This is a genomic window from Variovorax boronicumulans, assembly GCF_029892485.1.
Taxonomy (GTDB): domain Bacteria; phylum Pseudomonadota; class Gammaproteobacteria; order Burkholderiales; family Burkholderiaceae_C; genus Variovorax; species Variovorax boronicumulans_B.
In genome coordinates this window covers 816,797-832,369 of sequence record NZ_JARXVG010000001.1, presented here as the reverse complement: position 1 = coordinate 832,369, position 15,573 = coordinate 816,797, and the positions used below count along the sequence as shown (strand labels likewise).

At 65.7% G+C, this 15,573-nt stretch carries 16 protein-coding genes and 1 tRNA gene; 14 read left to right on the top strand and 3 right to left on the bottom strand.

Features of this window, described 5'->3' with window-relative positions; translation table 11 throughout:
- Positions 1 to 56: 56 nt before the first annotated feature.
- Positions 57 to 1,334: a nitrate regulatory protein gene (locus M2282_RS03925; protein ID WP_280807456.1), complete on the bottom strand. Its 1,278-nt coding sequence runs from the start codon at positions 1,332 to 1,334 to the stop codon at positions 57 to 59.
- Between the two features lie 92 nt (positions 1,335 to 1,426).
- Between M2282_RS03925 and tsaD the strand changes: the two genes are divergently transcribed.
- Entirely contained in the window at positions 1,427 to 2,488 is a 1,062-nt protein-coding gene (gene tsaD / locus M2282_RS03920; protein WP_280807455.1) for a tRNA (adenosine(37)-N6)-threonylcarbamoyltransferase complex transferase subunit TsaD, read from the top strand.
- Here tsaD and M2282_RS03915 read toward each other — a convergent pair.
- Together M2282_RS03915 and M2282_RS03910 are read right to left on the bottom strand one after the other, a co-directional pair.
- Entirely contained in the window at positions 2,424 to 3,179 is a 756-nt protein-coding gene (locus M2282_RS03915) for an alpha/beta hydrolase-fold protein (protein ID WP_280807454.1), read from the bottom strand. The two genes, tsaD and M2282_RS03915, sit on opposite strands and share 65 nt — an antisense overlap.
- A gap of 190 nt (positions 3,180 to 3,369) precedes the next feature.
- Entirely contained in the window at positions 3,370 to 3,741 is a 372-nt protein-coding gene (locus M2282_RS03910; protein ID WP_280807453.1) for an Hsp20/alpha crystallin family protein, read from the bottom strand.
- Positions 3,742 to 3,865: 124 nt separating this feature from the next.
- On the opposite strand from M2282_RS03910, the gene M2282_RS03905 reads away from it, so the two are divergent.
- The 13 genes from M2282_RS03905 (at position 3,866) to M2282_RS03845 (ending at position 15,563) form a co-directional block, all read left to right on the top strand.
- Positions 3,866 to 5,158, top strand: a complete 1,293-nt coding sequence (locus tag M2282_RS03905; RefSeq protein ID WP_280807452.1) for a branched-chain amino acid ABC transporter substrate-binding protein — start codon at positions 3,866 to 3,868, stop codon at positions 5,156 to 5,158.
- Between the two features lie 21 nt (positions 5,159 to 5,179).
- Entirely contained in the window at positions 5,180 to 6,352 is a 1,173-nt protein-coding gene (locus tag M2282_RS03900) for a pyridoxal phosphate-dependent aminotransferase (protein ID WP_280807451.1), read from the top strand.
- A gap of 78 nt (positions 6,353 to 6,430) precedes the next feature.
- Entirely contained in the window at positions 6,431 to 7,360 is a 930-nt protein-coding gene (locus tag M2282_RS03895) for a DMT family transporter (RefSeq protein WP_280807450.1), read from the top strand.
- A gap of 90 nt (positions 7,361 to 7,450) precedes the next feature.
- Positions 7,451 to 7,717, top strand: coding sequence for a 30S ribosomal protein S15 (gene rpsO, locus M2282_RS03890; RefSeq protein WP_007837783.1), 267 nt, complete (start codon positions 7,451 to 7,453; stop codon positions 7,715 to 7,717).
- A gap of 206 nt (positions 7,718 to 7,923) precedes the next feature.
- Positions 7,924 to 10,254, top strand: a complete 2,331-nt coding sequence (pnp, locus tag M2282_RS03885) for a polyribonucleotide nucleotidyltransferase (RefSeq protein WP_280807449.1) — start codon at positions 7,924 to 7,926, stop codon at positions 10,252 to 10,254.
- Positions 10,255 to 10,341: 87 nt separating this feature from the next.
- Positions 10,342 to 11,340 (top strand): NAD(P)H-quinone oxidoreductase, encoded by a 999-nt coding sequence (locus M2282_RS03880; RefSeq protein WP_280807448.1) that lies wholly within the window; start codon positions 10,342 to 10,344, stop codon positions 11,338 to 11,340.
- Complete coding sequence (tpiA, locus tag M2282_RS03875) at positions 11,334 to 12,119, top strand: triose-phosphate isomerase (RefSeq protein WP_280807447.1); 786 nt, start codon at positions 11,334 to 11,336, stop codon at positions 12,117 to 12,119. Before M2282_RS03880 ends, tpiA begins: the two co-directional genes overlap by 7 nt.
- Positions 12,120 to 12,155: 36 nt before the next feature.
- Positions 12,156 to 12,557 carry a preprotein translocase subunit SecG gene (secG, locus tag M2282_RS03870; RefSeq protein WP_206174355.1) on the top strand — a complete coding sequence of 134 codons (402 nt, stop codon included), beginning with the start codon at positions 12,156 to 12,158 and terminating at the stop codon, positions 12,555 to 12,557.
- A 119-nt stretch (positions 12,558 to 12,676) separates the two neighbouring features.
- A tRNA-Leu gene (locus M2282_RS03865) sits at positions 12,677 to 12,761 on the top strand.
- 67 nt (positions 12,762 to 12,828) lie between these two features.
- A complete protein-coding gene (locus M2282_RS03860; protein WP_041943881.1) occupies positions 12,829 to 13,188 on the top strand; it encodes an NADH-quinone oxidoreductase subunit A in 360 nt (119 codons plus the stop codon).
- Positions 13,189 to 13,203: 15 nt separating this feature from the next.
- Positions 13,204 to 13,683, top strand: a complete 480-nt coding sequence (locus tag M2282_RS03855; RefSeq protein ID WP_007837763.1) for a NuoB/complex I 20 kDa subunit family protein — start codon at positions 13,204 to 13,206, stop codon at positions 13,681 to 13,683.
- A gap of 13 nt (positions 13,684 to 13,696) precedes the next feature.
- The gene (locus M2282_RS03850) at positions 13,697 to 14,308 is read left to right on the top strand and encodes an NADH-quinone oxidoreductase subunit C (RefSeq protein ID WP_280807446.1); all 612 of its coding nucleotides are present in this window, start codon (positions 13,697 to 13,699) and stop codon (positions 14,306 to 14,308) included.
- 1 nt (position 14,309) lies between these two features.
- A complete protein-coding gene (locus tag M2282_RS03845) occupies positions 14,310 to 15,563 on the top strand; it encodes an NADH-quinone oxidoreductase subunit D (protein ID WP_280807445.1) in 1,254 nt (417 codons plus the stop codon).
- Positions 15,564 to 15,573: the final 10 nt, after the last annotated feature.

Sequence of the window (15,573 nt, the reverse complement as noted above, 5' to 3'; positions counted from 1 at the left end):
GACGTGGGCATCCGGCGAAAGCACGTTTTTGTGCGCTGCACCAACTTGAAACGCCGTCAGCGCGGCGCACGGGCATCGGGCAGCGGCAGGTAGTCGGCCATGGCCAGCATCGACTCGGCGACATCGACCAGCCGGCGCTTCTGGTTCATGGCGGTCTGGCGCAGCATCTTGTGGGCTTCGTCTTCGCTCAGGCGCCGGTGCGCCATCAGCAGGCCCTTGGCGCGCTCGACCACCTTGCGCTCGTTGAGCGAGGCGCGCACGGTCTGCAATTCGTCGCTCATGGCCTGCAGGCGCTGCGACTGCTCCTGCACCATGTCGAGCACCGAGCGCTCCAGCACGCGGCCGTAGGACGCGGGGGCGACGGCCTGGGTGCCGGCATCGTCGAAGAACATCGCACCCTCCGATGGCGGCGCCAGCGTGCCGAGCAATTGCTGGTAGGCCGCGAGGTCGGTGCGCGCCTGCGCGGTCTTGCGGCTGCACAGGGCGCGCAGGTCGGCGGCGAGGCGGTCTTCGACGGTGCGCATGGCGTCGATGCGGCGCGTACAGCAGTCGAACCAGCTCTGGCTCAACTGGCTGTATTGCGCGTCGGGGGGCGCAGCCAGCGTGGTGCCGACGCGGCGCAGGCGCTCGAGCTCGGCCATGGTGGCGTAGTCCTCGCTCTCGCGCCAGAGCGCCAGCACCTCGTTGCTCGAGAAATCGGTGAAGACGTGAAAGCAGCGTTCCTGCGATTCGATCAGGTGCAGCCATTGCACGCGCTGCGCCTCGTTGCTGCGGCCCAGCGCCAGCGTGGCGGCGCCGAATGCGCGCTCCTGGCCGGCGAACTCCTTGCCCTGCATGAAGTTGAACATCGCGACCAGGAGGCGCGATATCTCGGGGTCGGTGGCGCCGTCGGCCGCCTCGAACACCACGGCCAGCAGGCCGGCGACCAGCTTGGCGAAGGCCGCGGTCGCCCCAGCGGGCTCCAGTTCGAGCGCGCCGACGCGGCGGCGCAGCGCGGGCAGGGCGTCCAGCCCCGGCAGCACCCAGGCGATGCGGCTGAACAGGCGCGCGCTGTTGCCGGCGCTGGCACGCTGGCGAGCCTCCGTCTCGAGTTGGTCGAAGCCGTTGCGCACCGCCTCCTCGAGCGCCAGGCATTCGGCAATCTGCGGATCGCGCTGGTCGGCGAAGCGCTGGCCGCGCGAGGCGAGGAACACGTTGGACATGCCGCGCTCCCGCTGCAGCGCGTGCACCAGCCGGCCGATCAGGCCGACCAGCTCGCTGGTGCGCGCGAACTGGTCGAGCTCGTCGATCTCGCACTGGCGGGCGGCGATCAGGAAATGCAGGCCGGATTTCATCGTGGGTGGAAAAAGAGAACACTCCGTCGCTGCAACATCCGTGCCTTGCCCCTTCGCGGGCACCTCTCGCAAGCGCCACCTACACTCGCCGCATGCTCTTGTTGGGAATCGAATCATCCTGCGACGAGACCGGCGTGGCGCTGGTCGAGTCGCACGGCGACGCGCTGCCGGTGCTGCTTTCGCACGCACTGCACAGCCAGATCGCCATGCACCAGGCCTACGGCGGCGTGGTGCCCGAACTGGCCAGCCGCGATCACATCCGCCGCGTGCTGCCGCTCACGGAAACCGTGATGGCCGAGGCCGGTCACTCGCTGCACGAGATCGACGTGGTGGCCTACACGCGCGGGCCGGGGCTTGCGGGCGCATTGCTGGTGGGCGCAGGCGTGGCCTGCGCGCTGGGCGTGGCGCTGGGCAAGCCGGTGCTGGGGGTGCATCACCTCGAAGGGCATCTGCTGTCGCCGTTCCTGAGCGCCGATCCGCCTGAATTTCCGTTCGTTGCGCTGCTCGTGTCGGGCGGTCACACCCAGTTGATGCGGGTCGATGGCGTGGGCCGCTACGAGCTGCTCGGCGAAACCATCGACGATGCGGCCGGCGAAGCCTTCGACAAGAGCGCCAAGCTCATGGGCCTGCCGTACCCCGGCGGCCCGTGGCTCGCCAAACTGGCCGAAGGCGGCAGCACGACGGCGTTCAAGCTGCCGCGGCCGCTCTTGCACAGCGGCGATCTCGATTTTTCCTTTGCGGGCCTGAAGACCGCGGTGCTCACGCAAGCCAAGAAGCTCGGCGACCAGCTCGAGGCGAACAAGGCCGATCTGGCGGCGTCGACGCAGGCAGCCATCGTCGAGGTGCTGCTGAAGAAGTCGCTCGCCGCGCTCGAACAGACCGGGCTCAGGCGCCTGGTGGTGGCCGGCGGCGTGGGCGCGAACAGGAACCTGCGCGAGCAGCTCAATGCCGCCTGCGCGAAGCGCGGGGTGCGCGTGCACTACCCGGAGCTGCACCTGTGCACCGACAACGGCGCCATGATCGCCATGGCCGCCGCCATGCGCCTGCAGTCCGGCCTGTCGCAGGCCACCGCGCGCTATGCCTTCGATGTCAAGCCGCGATGGCCCATGGCGTCGCTGGCGGCCGAGGCACAGACCCTTCCCGAGACCGCGTAACCGGTTGGTGCGGCCGGCCCTGCACGGGCAGCGGCAGCACGTCCAGCACGCTGCGCCAGAGCTGGCGCCACTGCGGCCAGTCGTGCCCGCCTTCGGTGGTGAAGACGCGGCCTGGCGGCAGCGCGTCGGCCAGCAGCCTGTGGTTGCCCGCAAAGCGGTCGTCGAGGCCGAAGCCCAGGTAGAGCGGCGGCAGATTTCTCGTGGGCTGGGCTTGGAGGTATTGCTGGAAGAAAGGCCAGAGCTTGCGGTCGGGCTCCTCGTCGGGCTGCGGGCCGGTGGGCGCATGCCAGGCGCGCAGGCCGCCGGCCTTCCGGATCTCCGCGCCGAGCACGCGGCGCCCGAGGTAGGGTGCGAGGGCGACGATGCCGTCCACCGAGCCCGGCCGCGCCAGTTCGTGGATCAGCGCGCCGAAGCCGCCGATGGAAATGCCCACGAGCCAGATCGAGGTGTAGCCCCTGGCGCGCTGCGGCTCGATGACGTCCGCCTGCAGGCGATCGCTGAGCGTCTGGTCGTAGTAGTAGGAGACGTCGGCATCGACCAGCATCGCGTCGGCGGCCAGGTGGCGCTCCCGGACGGCGCTGATGAAGCCATGGCGTTCGAATTCTTCGGGCTTCAGGTACGCGCCCGGCAGAAAGACCAGGAGCGTTTCGGACTGGTCGTTGTCCGTGGCTGACCGCAGATGCGTGTTCATGGTGCCTTGAGGGGCACCCGGACCCGCACCGGCACGAAATTCGATGCGTTTGCGAGACGCCCACGAAGAAGAAAGTACTAGAAAAACGCCACATCATGTGACGTTATCCGGTGCCATTGTTATTAATGTGCTTGTTTAAAGTCAAAAACAAGCCATTACTGACATTTTCCTCTTGTGGGCATAGGCTGTGTCAGTTGATCTGCAACTGCGAGGCCTGGCTCACGGGCGTCAGCTTGCCGAGCTTGAGCGTGAGCACGCCGTTCTCGAGCTTGGCTTCGCTCGCTGCAACATCGATGTCCTGCGGCAGCTCGTAGGCGGCCTTGAACTGGCGCTTGGCTTCGGCCTTGCTGTCGATGCGGATCACAGCGCCTTCGATGCTGATCGCGAGGTCTTCGCGCGAGAGGCCCGGCACGTCCAGCGAGAGGGTCCAGCTCGTGTCGTCCTGCTCCACCAGCGGTGAGCGGCGGGGTGCGGCGAAGGCCTCGTTCACGAAGCGTTCGAAGGCGCGGTCCTGCGAACGGGGAACGAAGCGGGTGGTGCGGATGGTGGGTGCGAAAAACATGATGAAGAGCTCCTGAATGAACACAATGGGGACAAGGAATGTGTGTCCCTTACACTGCGCGGCCATTCAATCCTGAGTGCCGCTTGACACCTCATCTAGGCGCAGCCGCACGCGTTTCAAGACGATGACTCCCTCCTTTATTTGGCGCCGCCAGGCCTTGAAATTCGCGGCGCTGGCGCTATGCGCGACGCCCCTCGCCGGGCTTGCGCAAACGCCGGTCGTGCCGCCCGCACCCATCCGTCTCGCATTGATCGAGAGCATGAGCGGGCCCTTCGCGAACACGGGCGAGGCCGTGTTTCGCAACCTGCTGTGGGCGGTGGAACGCGTCAACGCACGCGGCGGCGTGAAGCTGCCGGGCGGCGCGCGTCCGCTGCAGCTGGACCGCTACGACAGCAAGGGCCAGAACGAAGAAGCGCTCTCCGCATTCCGCGCGGCCATGGACGACGGCGCGCGCATCGTGCTGCAGGGCAACTCGTCGGCCACCGCGGCGGCGCTGGTCGATGCCATCGAGAAGAACAACGAGCGCGACCCCGCGCGGCGCGTGATCTTCCTGAACTACGCGGCGGTCGACCCTGTGCTCACCAACGAGCGCTGCAGCTTCTGGCACTTCCGCTTCGACGCGCACGCCGACATGCGGGTGGCCGCGCTGATGGACGTGGTGAAGGACGATGCGACGCTCAAGCGCGCCTACCTGATCGGGCAGGACTACAGTTTCGGCCAGGCGGTGCTGCGCGAGTCGCGCCGGCAGCTCGGCGTGCAGCGGCCCGACGTGGAAATCGTCGGCGACGAGCTGCATCCGATGGGCAAGGTGAAGGACTTCGCGCCCTACGCCACGAAGATCCTCGCGAGCGGCGCGCAGGCGGTGTTCACCGGCAACTGGGGCAACGACCTCACGCTGCTGGTGAAGGCCGCGCGCGAAGCGGGCTTCAACGGCACCTTCTATACCTTCTACGGCAATGCGCTCGGCGCGCCCGCGGCCATCGGCGATGCGGGCATCGGCCGCGTGGTGGCGGTGGCCGACTGGCTGCCCAACGTGCAGACGGCGCAGTCGGAGGCTTTCTATCGCGCGTTCCGTGCCCGCTTTCCGAAGCCCGCGGACGACTACGTGCACATGCGGATGCAGCTGCTCGTCGAATCGCTCGCGCAGGCCGTCGAGCGTGCAGGGAGCAGCGACGCCGTGGCGGTGGCGCGCGCGCTGGAGCAGGCCGACGTGAGCCTGTACGGTCAGCGCGGCCGCATGCGCGCGGCGGACCATCAGTTCCAGCAGCAGTTGGTGGTCGGCGCGATGGACAGGCAGGGCAAGCCCGGCGTGCAGTTCGATGTCGAAGGCTCGGGCTACGGCTTCCGCGTGATCAAGACGATCGCCCCGGAGCGCGCCGAACTGCCGACATCGTGCAAGATGAAACGACCCCAATGACGACGAACAGGACGACAGCCGATGCGTGAAGCCATCCACAACCTCGAAGCCTCCAGGATCCGCGAGGTCGCCAATGCAGGCCTCGGCCGTGAGGACGTGCTGGCCTTCTGGTTCGGCGAAAGCGACGAGGTCACGCCCGAGGTGATCCGCCAGGCGGCCGTCGAGTCGCTGCAGCGTGGGGAGACTTTCTACGCGCACAACCTCGGCCTGCCCGAGTTGCGCGAGGCGATCGCGCGCTACACCAGCGCGCTGCATCCGGCGGTCGATGCCTCGCGCATCGCCGTGACTTCGGGCGGCGTGAGCGCGCTGATGCTGGCGGTGCAGGCGCTGGTCGATGCGGGCGACGATGTGGTTGCGGTAACGCCGGTATGGCCGAACCTCACGGCGCAGCCGGCGATCATGGGGGCGCATGTGCGTACGGTGCCGCTGGTGCCGGTCGACGGGCAGTGGACGCTCGATCTGCCTGCGCTGCGCGCTGCGGTCACGCCGAAGACGAAGCTCCTGATCGTCAATGCGCCCAACAACCCGACGGGCTGGACGATGACGCGCGACGAGCAGCAGGCCGTGCTCGACCATTGCCGCCAGACCGGCACCTGGATTCTGGCCGACGAGGTGTACGAGCGCCTCTACTTCGAGCCGACGCCGAACGGCTGCGCGCCGAGCTTTCTCGATATCTCGAAGCCCGACGACCGGTTGGTCGTGACGCACAGTTTCTCGAAGAGCTTTCTCATGACCGGATGGCGCCTCGGCTGGCTGGTGCTGCCGCCGGCGATGGTCGATGGCATCGGCAAGCTGATCGAGTTCAACACCTCGTGTGCCAGCGTGTTCACGCAGCGCGCCGCCATCGCGGCCATCGCGCACACGGCGGAGATCACGCCGCGCGTGGTGGCGCACCTGAAGCTGTGCCGCGACACGCTCGTGCCGCTGCTGGCCGCGGTGCCCGGCGTGCAGGTGGCGCCGGCCAAGGGCGGCATGTATGCCTTCTTCCGGCTCGAGGGCTTTGGCGATTCGCTCGAAGTGGCCAAGCGGCTGGTGGTCGAGGCGGGCCTCGGGCTCGCGCCGGGCAATGCCTTCGCGCCCGAGGCGCAGGGCTGGCTGCGCTGGTGCTTTGCGTCGAAAGATCCGCAGCGGTTGGTGAAGGGCGTGGAGCGCCTGCGCAACTGGCTGGCGGTGCAGGCGCAGCGCAAGGGTTGAGCCGCCTGCAATTTCGTTCAATACGCGCGGCGCGCGGCCCGCGAAGCTTGGCCTTTCTTCGAGAGCGAAAGGTCACGCATGTCGGAACGAATCAAGGGGATGGTGCTGTGTGCACTGGCAATGGTCACGGTGGGGAGCACCGTGGTCGCCAGCAAGGTGATTGCGGGCGGCCTGCCGCCGTTCACTGCGACGGCGCTGCGGTTTGCGATGGCGCTGCCGGTTTTTCTTCTGCTGCTGCGTGTGACGCGCACACCCTGGCCTCGCCCTGACCGGCGCGACCTGGTGCTGCTGCTGTGCCAGGCCGGATTGGGCAGCGTCGGCTACACGGTGCTCCTGATCCTGGGCGTGCGCTGGGCGCCGGCGGCCAGCGCGGGCGTTGTGGCGGGCACGCTCCCGGCGGTCGCTGCGCTGGTGGCGGTGCTGGCCTTGCGCGAGCGGCCGGGGCGCTACCTGATCGGCAGCATCGCGCTGGCGACGGCGGGTGTTCTGGCAATCAGCTGGCCGGGAGAGGGCGCCGCGGGGGACTCGAAATCCCCTGCCGCGATGGTCGGCAATCTGCTGGTGCTGGGCGCGGTCGTTTGCGAGGCAATGTTCATCCTGCTCAACAAGCGCCTGCGGGTGCCGGTGCGGCCGCTGGCGCTGTCGACACTGATGACGGCCTTCGGGCTGCTGCTGTCGCTGGTGCCAGCGCTGTTCGAGCGCGCCTGGGAGCACCCGTTGCCGAACGATGCACTGATCGGCGTCGCCTACTACGCGCTGGTGCCGACGGTGCTGGGCTTTGTCCTCTGGTTTGCCGGATCGGCCAGGCTGAAGGGAGCGGAGGCAGCGCTCTTCACGGCGCTCTTGCCGGTTTCAGCGCTGGTACTGGCGGCCTTTTGGCTGGGTGAAAGTATCAGCCTGGCGCAGATCGGCGGGGCTGCCTGCGTGCTGGGTGCCGTGGGGCTGGCTTCGCTCGATGGAAGGGGTGGGAGGAGGCCGGAAAGCCCCCTCGGGTCCGCCGAGCTATAATCCCGAGGCTTTGCATGCCGCAAGGCGCACGGTGAGGGCAGTTCCAGCGCTCATCGCAAGTCAAACATCCCGGAACAAGGAAAATTCAACATGATCGCAGCCTCCATCAAGGCCGAAGTCGTCAAAGACAACGCCCGCGCCGCCAACGACACCGGCAGCCCCGAAGTGCAAGTTGCACTGCTGACCGCCCGTATCAACGAGCTCACCCCCCACTTCAAGACGCATGCCAAGGACCACCACGGTCGTCGCGGCCTGCTGCGCATGGTGAGCCGCCGCCGCAAGCTCCTGGACTACCTCAAGTCCAAGGACGCCGACCGTTACACCGCGCTGATCGCCAAGCTGGGTCTGCGCAAGTAAACCGAATCGCATGAAAAAACGCCTGGGTTAGTCCGCTAGCTCAGGCGTTTTTTACTTCGCGATCCACTTTCGGAGTGCCAAAACAGAGCGAAGCTGTGTCATTCCAATGAAGTTCTCCCCGAGCTTCGCTGGAATGGCATCGTGTTCTGAGACAGCCTCCGCCCCTTGCGAACCCTGTGCGGTTCGCTACTAAAACAGGAGCAAACATGAGCCTCTTCAACAAAGTCACCAAGTCCTTCCAATGGGGCGACAAGACTGTCGTCATGGAAACGGGCGAAGTCGCCCGCCAGGCCAATGGCGCCGTGCTGGTCGACATCGACGGCACCGTGATCCTGGCGACCGTGGTCGCCTCCAAGTCCGCCAAGCCGGGCCAGGACTTCTTCCCGCTGACCGTCGACTACATCGAGAAGACCTACGCCGCGGGCAAGATCCCCGGCAGCTTCTTCAAGCGCGAAGCCAAGCCCAGCGAACACGAAACGCTGACCAGCCGCCTGATCGACCGTCCGATCCGCCCGCTGTTCCCCGAAGGCTTCCTGAACGAAGTGCACGTGGTCATCCACACCGTGTCGCTCAACCCCGAAGTCGACGCCGACATCGCCGCCATGATCGGCGTGAGCGCTGCGCTCGCGATCTCCGGCATCCCGTTCAGCGGCCCGATCGGTGCCGCCCGCGTGGGCTACGTCAACGGCCAGTACGTGCTGAATCCGGGCCAGACGGCCCGCAAGGATTCGCAGATGGACCTCGTCGTCGCCGGCACGCAAGCCGCCGTGCTGATGGTCGAGTCCGAAGCCCAGCAACTGAGCGAAGAAATCATGCTCGGCGGCGTGGTGTTCGGCCATGAGCAGGCCAACATCGCGATCAACGCGATCCATGACCTCGTGCGCGACGCCGGGAAGCCCATGTGGGACTGGCAAGCGCCCGCTGAAGACGAAGCCTTCGTCGCCAAGGTCAAGGGCCTGGCCGAGGAAAAGCTGCGCGCCGTGTATCAAATTCGCAGCAAGCAAGCCCGTACGCAGGCCCTGCGCGAAGCCAACGCCAGCGTGATGAGCGCGCTGAAGGAAAGCGGCGAGCCGTTCGATTCGGGCAAGGTCAACGACCTGCTGTTCTCCATCGAATCGAAGATCGTGCGCAGCCAGATCCTGTCGGGCGAACCCCGCATCGACGGCCGCGACACGCGCACCGTGCGCCCCATCGAGATCCGCAATTCCGTGCTGCCCCGCACCCACGGTTCGGCCCTGTTCACGCGCGGTGAAACCCAGGCGCTGGTCATCACCACGCTTGGCACCGAACGCGACGCGCAGCGCATCGACGCGCTGGCCGGCGAGTACGAAGACCGCTTCCTGTTCCACTACAACATGCCTCCCTTTGCCACCGGCGAAGTGGGCCGCATGGGCTCGACCAAGCGCCGCGAAATCGGCCACGGCCGCCTGGCCAAGCGCGCGCTCGTCGCCGTGCTGCCGACCAAGGAAGAATTCCCGTACACGGTTCGCGTGGTCTCGGAAATCACCGAGTCGAACGGCTCCTCGTCGATGGCTTCGGTCTGCGGCGGCTGCCTGTCGATGATGGACGCCGGCGTGCCGATGAAGGCCCATGTGGCCGGCATCGCCATGGGCCTGATCAAGGAAGACAACCGCTTCGCGGTGCTCACCGACATCCTGGGCGACGAAGATCACCTGGGCGACATGGACTTCAAGGTTGCGGGTACCACCAACGGCATCACCGCGCTGCAGATGGACATCAAGATCCAGGGCATCACCAAGGAAATCATGCAGGTCGCACTGGCTCAGGCCAAGGAAGCGCGCATGCACATCCTGGGCAAGATGCAGGAAGCCATGGGTGAGGCCAAGGCCGAAGTCTCCAGCTTCGCACCGCGCCTGACCACGCTGAAGATCAACCCGGAAAAGATCCGCGACGTGATCGGCAAGGGCGGCTCTGTCATCCGCGGCCTGCAGGAAGAAACCGGCACGACGATCAACATCGACGAAGACGGCACCATCACCATCGCCTCGACCGATCCGGAAAAGGCCGAGTTCGCCAAGCGCCGCATCGAGCAGATCACCGCTGAAGTCGAAATCGGCAAGGTCTACGAAGGCCCGGTCACCAAGATCCTGGACTTCGGCGCGCTCATCAACCTGCTGCCCGGCAAGGATGGCCTGCTGCACATCAGCCAGATCGCGCATGAACGCGTCGAGAAGGTGACCGACTATCTGAGCGAAGGCCAGATCGTGAAGGTCAAGGTTCTGGAAACCGACGAAAAGGGCCGCGTCAAGCTGTCCATGAAGGCCCTGACCGAGCGTCCGGCCGGCATGGAATACAGCGAGCGCCCGCCGCGCGAAGACCGTGGCGGCGATCGCGGCGACCGTGGTGGCGAACGCCGCGAGCGTTCGGACCGTGGCGATCGCGGCGGCGACCGTGGTGGTGATCGTGGCGAGCGCGCACCGCGCTTCAACGACCAGCAGCAACAGCCGCGCAACGACCAGCCGCAGGCTCCGGCCGGCGAGCAGCAGTCGCAAGCACCGCGCGAGCCTCAGGAGTAAGAAGGGCGCGACGGCAGCAATCCTGCCGTTGCTATCTTTTGAACAGCTAGCTGCGCCCCACCTGCGGGCGTTGGAGGCCGAAAGACCATGAAAGCCATTGAAATCACTTCGTACGGCGCCCCTGAGGTGCTGCGCGTGGCCGATCGTCCCGATCCGGTGGCGGGCGTGGGCGAGTTGCTGATTCGCGTTGCAGCCAGCGGGGTCAATCGTCCCGACGTGCTGCAGCGCATGGGCCACTACCCGGTGCCGCCGGGCGCTTCCGACCTGCCGGGCCTCGAAGTGGCCGGCGAGATCGTGTCGGGCGACGCTGCGGCGTTGGCCGAGGCGGGCTTCAAGGTCGGCGATCGCGTCTGCGCGCTGATCGCCGGTGGCGGCTATGCCGAGCTGTGCGTGGCGCCTGTGGCGCAATGCCTGCCGGTGCCCAAGGGCTGGAGCGATGTCGATGCGGCCTCGCTGCCCGAGACCTTCTTCACCGTCTGGAGCAATGTGTTCGAGCGCGGCCGCCTGCAAAAGGGCGAGACGCTGCTGATCCAGGGCGGCTCGAGCGGCATCGGCGTCACGGCGATCCAGATCGCCAAGGCGTTGGGCACGACCGTGATCGTCACCGCCGGCAGCGACGACAAGTGCGAAGCCTGCAAGAAGCTGGGTGCCGATCACGCCATCAACTACCGCACGAGCGACTTCGTCGAGAAGGCGAAGGAACTCACGGGCGGCAAGGGCGTGGACGTGATCCTCGACATGGTCGCCGGTGACTACGTGGCGCGCGAGATTGAGTGTTTGGCCGAAGACGGCCGGCTCGTGATCATCGCTGTGCAGGGCGGTGTGAAAAGCCAGATCAATGCGGGCCTCGTGCTGCGCAAGCGGCTCACGATCACCGGCTCGACACTGCGGCCCCGGCCGGTGGCGTTCAAGGGTGCCATCGCCAAGGCCTTGCGCGAGAAGGTCTGGCCGCTGCTGGAAAGCGGTGCGATCAAGCCCGTGATCCACAGCACTTTTGCGGCGGCGGGTGAACCCAGTGGCGCGGCCCAGGCTCACACGCTGATGGAATCGAACCAGCACATCGGCAAGATCGTGCTGACATGGTGACAACGAGCAACGCGATGACAACCAAGAAGAAACTGATCGCCGGCAACTGGAAGATGAATGGCGGCCTGGCCGCCAACGAGGCGCTGGTGAAGGCTCTGCAGCAAGGCCTGGCCGCAAGCCCGGCCGCTTGCGATGTTGCGCTGTGCGCGCCGGCGCCGTACTTCGCCCAGCTGCAATCGCTGCTGGCGGGTACACCGTCGCTCGCGCTCGGCGCGCAGGACGTTTCGGCGCATCCCCAGGGTGCGTTCACCGGCGAGCAGTCGGCGGCGATGCTGAAGGATTTCGGCGTGCGCTATGCCATCGTCGGGCACTCCGAGCGTCGGCAGTACCACGGCGAAACCGACGAGACAGTGGCTGCGAAGGCGGCTGCCGCGTTGGCGAATGGCATCACGCCGATCGTCTGTGTCGGTGAGACGCTGGCACAGCGCGAAGCAGGGCAGACCGAAGAAGTCGTCAAGCGCCAGCTGGCTGCGGTGATCCATGTGAATGGCCATTGCATCAGCGAAATCGTCGTGGCCTACGAGCCGGTCTGGGCCATTGGCACGGGCAAGACGGCGTCGCCGGAGCAGGCACAGGCGGTGCATGCCGTGCTGCGTGCACAGTTGCATCACGCAGCGAGCGAGCACGCTGCCGGCATCAGCATTCTTTACGGCGGCAGCATGAACGCGGCCAACGCCGCCGAACTGCTGGCGCAGGCCGACATTGACGGCGGCCTCATCGGCGGTGCGTCGCTCAAGGCCCCCGACTTTCTGCAGATCATCTCTGCCGCTGCGCGCTGACGCGCAACGGCTGTTATCAATTAGGAGTAAGAACGAATGAACGTGGTCCTCAACCTTCTGGTCGGCGTGCAAATGCTGGCGGCCCTGGCGATGATCGGCCTGATCCTGGTCCAGCACGGCAAGGGTGCCGACATGGGCGCCGCCTTCGGCAGCGGCAGTGCCGGCAGCCTGTTCGGTGCCAGCGGCAGCGCCAACTTCCTCTCGCGCACCACGGCCGTGCTGGCTGCGGTGTTCTTCGCATGCACGCTGCTGCTTGCGTACTTCAGCCATGCGCGTCCTGCGGGTGGCGGCAGTCTTCTCGAGCGTGCGGCCGTGGGCGCACCTGCTGCACCGGCATCTGGCGCGGCTGGCCAAATCCCCGGCGCGGGCGCTCCGAGCGCACCGGCTTCGGCGCCTGCCGCACCCGTTTCGGGCGCCGGTCAGATTCCGAACAAGTAATCCAGTCGTTTTCATGCAGTCGTCGGCGAGAAACGGCTGTATTTCAGGGTAAACTCTAAAGCTGTTCAGAAAGCCAAATGCCTTAACCGGTACCTCATGCCATCTGAACAGCAAAAACCGCGGTCGTGGTGAAATTGGTAGACACGCTATCTTGAGGGGGTAGTGGCGAAAGCTGTGCGAGTTCGAGTCTCGCCGACCGCACCAAATCTCATCGGCAGAAAACCTCATTCAGAGGTTCTTCTTGCCGGTGGCAAGCGGTGAAAAATTCTCGATGAACCTCGATTCCTACCTTCCGGTCCTTTTGTTCATTTTGGTCGGAGTCGGCGTAGGCGTCGCCCCCCAAGTCATCGGATACATCCTCGGCCCCAACCGGCCAGACGCTGCGAAGAACGCTCCCTACGAGTGCGGCTTCGAAGCCTTCGAGGATGCGCGCATGAAGTTCGACGTGCGCTATTACCTCGTCGCCATTCTCTTCATCCTGTTCGATCTCGAAATTGCCTTTCTCTTCCCGTGGGCCATTGCGCTCAAGGAGATCGGTGCTGTCGGCTTCTGGGCCATGATGATCTTTCTCGCCATCCTCGTCGTGGGTTTCATCTACGAGTGGAAAAAAGGCGCGCTCGACTGGGAATGACAAGGAAAGCACACGATGGCCATTGAAGGCGTTCTCAAAGAAGGTTTCGTCACCACCACCTACGACTCGGTGGTGAACTGGGCGAAGACCGGATCTCTCTGGCCGATGACGTTCGGCCTCGCATGCTGCGCGGTCGAAATGATGCACGCGGGCGCTGCCCGCTACGACATCGACCGTTTCGGCATGCTGTTCCGTCCCAGCCCGCGTCAGTCCGATCTGATGATCGTGGCCGGCACGCTGTGCAACAAGATGGCGCCGGCGCTGCGCAAGGTCTACGACCAGATGCCCGAGCCGCGCTGGGTGCTCTCGATGGGCTCGTGCGCCAATGGCGGTGGCTACTACCACTACAGCTATTCGGTCGTGCGCGGCTGCGACCGCATCGTGCCCGTCGATGTCTACGTTCCGGGTTGCCCGCCCACCGCCGAAGCGCTGCTTTACGGCGTGATCCAGCTGCAGCAGAAGATTCGCCGCACCAACACCATTGCCCGCGCCTGAGAGATTGCCGACGATGACTGACTTTGCAATTTCGCCGGAGGTGCTGCGCGCCACCATCACCGAGACGCTCGGCGCCAAGGCCAAGAGCGTCACGCTCGCATTGGGCGAGGTGACTGTCGTGGTGAGTGCTGCTGACTACATCGAAGCCGCCACGCTGTTGCGCGATGCGCCCGGCTGCCGCTTCGAGCAACTGATCGACCTCTGCGGCATGGACTATTCCGACTACCGCGAAGGCGAGTGGCAGGGCGAGCGCTTCTGTGTTGTCACGCACCTGCTGTCGGTGAGCCTCAACCAGCGCGTGCGCCTCAAGGTTTTTGCCGCCAGCGAAGACCTGCCCGTGATCGACTCGCTCCAGCCCGTCTGGAGCGCTGCCACCTGGTTCGAGCGCGAAGCCTTCGACCTCTACGGCATCGTGTTCGACGGCCACGACGACCTGCGTCGCATCCTGACCGACTATGGCTTCATCGGCCACCCGTTCCGCAAGGACTTCCCGGTGTCGGGTCACGTCGAAATGCGTTACGACGAAGAACAGAAGCGCGTCGTGTACCAGCCGGTCTCGATCGAGCCGCGGGAAATCACGCCGCGCGTGATCCGCGAAGACAACTACGGCGGCGGTTTGCACTGATATGGCCGAAATCAAGAACTACACCCTCAACTTCGGCCCCCAGCATCCGGCCGCGCACGGCGTGCTGCGCCTGGTGCTTGAGCTCGACGGCGAAGTGATCCAGCGTGCCGACCCGCACATCGGCCTGCTGCACCGCGCGACCGAGAAGCTTGCCGAATCGCGCACCTTCATCCAGTCGCTGCCCTACATGGACCGCCTCGACTACGTGTCGATGATGTCCAACGAGCATGCCTACTGCCTCGCTATCGAGCGGATGATGGGCCTCGATGTGCCGATCCGCGCGCAGTACATCCGCGTGATGTTCGCCGAGATCACCCGCCTGCTGAACCACCTGCTGTGGCTCGGCGCGCACGGCCTGGACTGCGGTGCGATGAACATGCTCATCTACTGCTTCCGCGAGCGTGAAGACCTGTTCGACATGTACGAAGCCGTGTCCGGCGCGCGCATGCACGCGGCGTATTTCCGTCCGGGCGGCGTCTACCGCGACCTGCCGAATGCAATGCCGCAGTACAAGGTCAGCAAGATCAAGAACGCGAAGGCCATCGAGCGCCTGAACGAAAACCGCCAGGGCTCGCTGCTCGACTTCGTCGACGACTTCTGCAAGCGCTTCCCGAAGATGGTCGACGAGTACGAGACGCTGCTCACCGACAACCGCATCTGGAAGCAGCGCACCGTGGGCATCGGCGTCGTGACGCCGGAGCGCGCGCTGAACCTGGGCTTCACCGGCCCCATGCTGCGCGGCTCGGGCATCGAATGGGACCTGCGCAAGAAGCAGCCCTACGACGTCTACGACCAGATGCAGTTCGACGTGCCCGTGGGCAAGACCGGCGACTGCTACGACCGCTACCTCGTGCGCGTCGAAGAGATGCGCCAGGCCAACAAGATCATCCAGCAGTGCTCGGCATGGCTGCGCGTGAATCCCGGCCCGGTGATCACCGACAACCACAAGGTCGCTGCGCCCGCGCGCGAATCGATGAAGGCGAACATGGAGGAGCTGATCCACCATTTCAAGCTCTTCACCGAAGGCTTCCACGTGCCCGAAGGCGAGGCCTATGCCGCCGTCGAGCATCCGAAGGGCGAGTTCGGCATCTATCTCGTGAGCGATGGCGCCAACAAGCCCTACCGCCTGAAGATCCGTGCGCCCGGTTTCCCGCACCTCGCCGCCCTCGACGAAATGTCGCGCGGTCACATGATCGCCGACGCTGTCGCGGTGATCGGCACGATGGACATCGTGTTCGGCGAAATCGACAGGTGAGAAAGAGCGA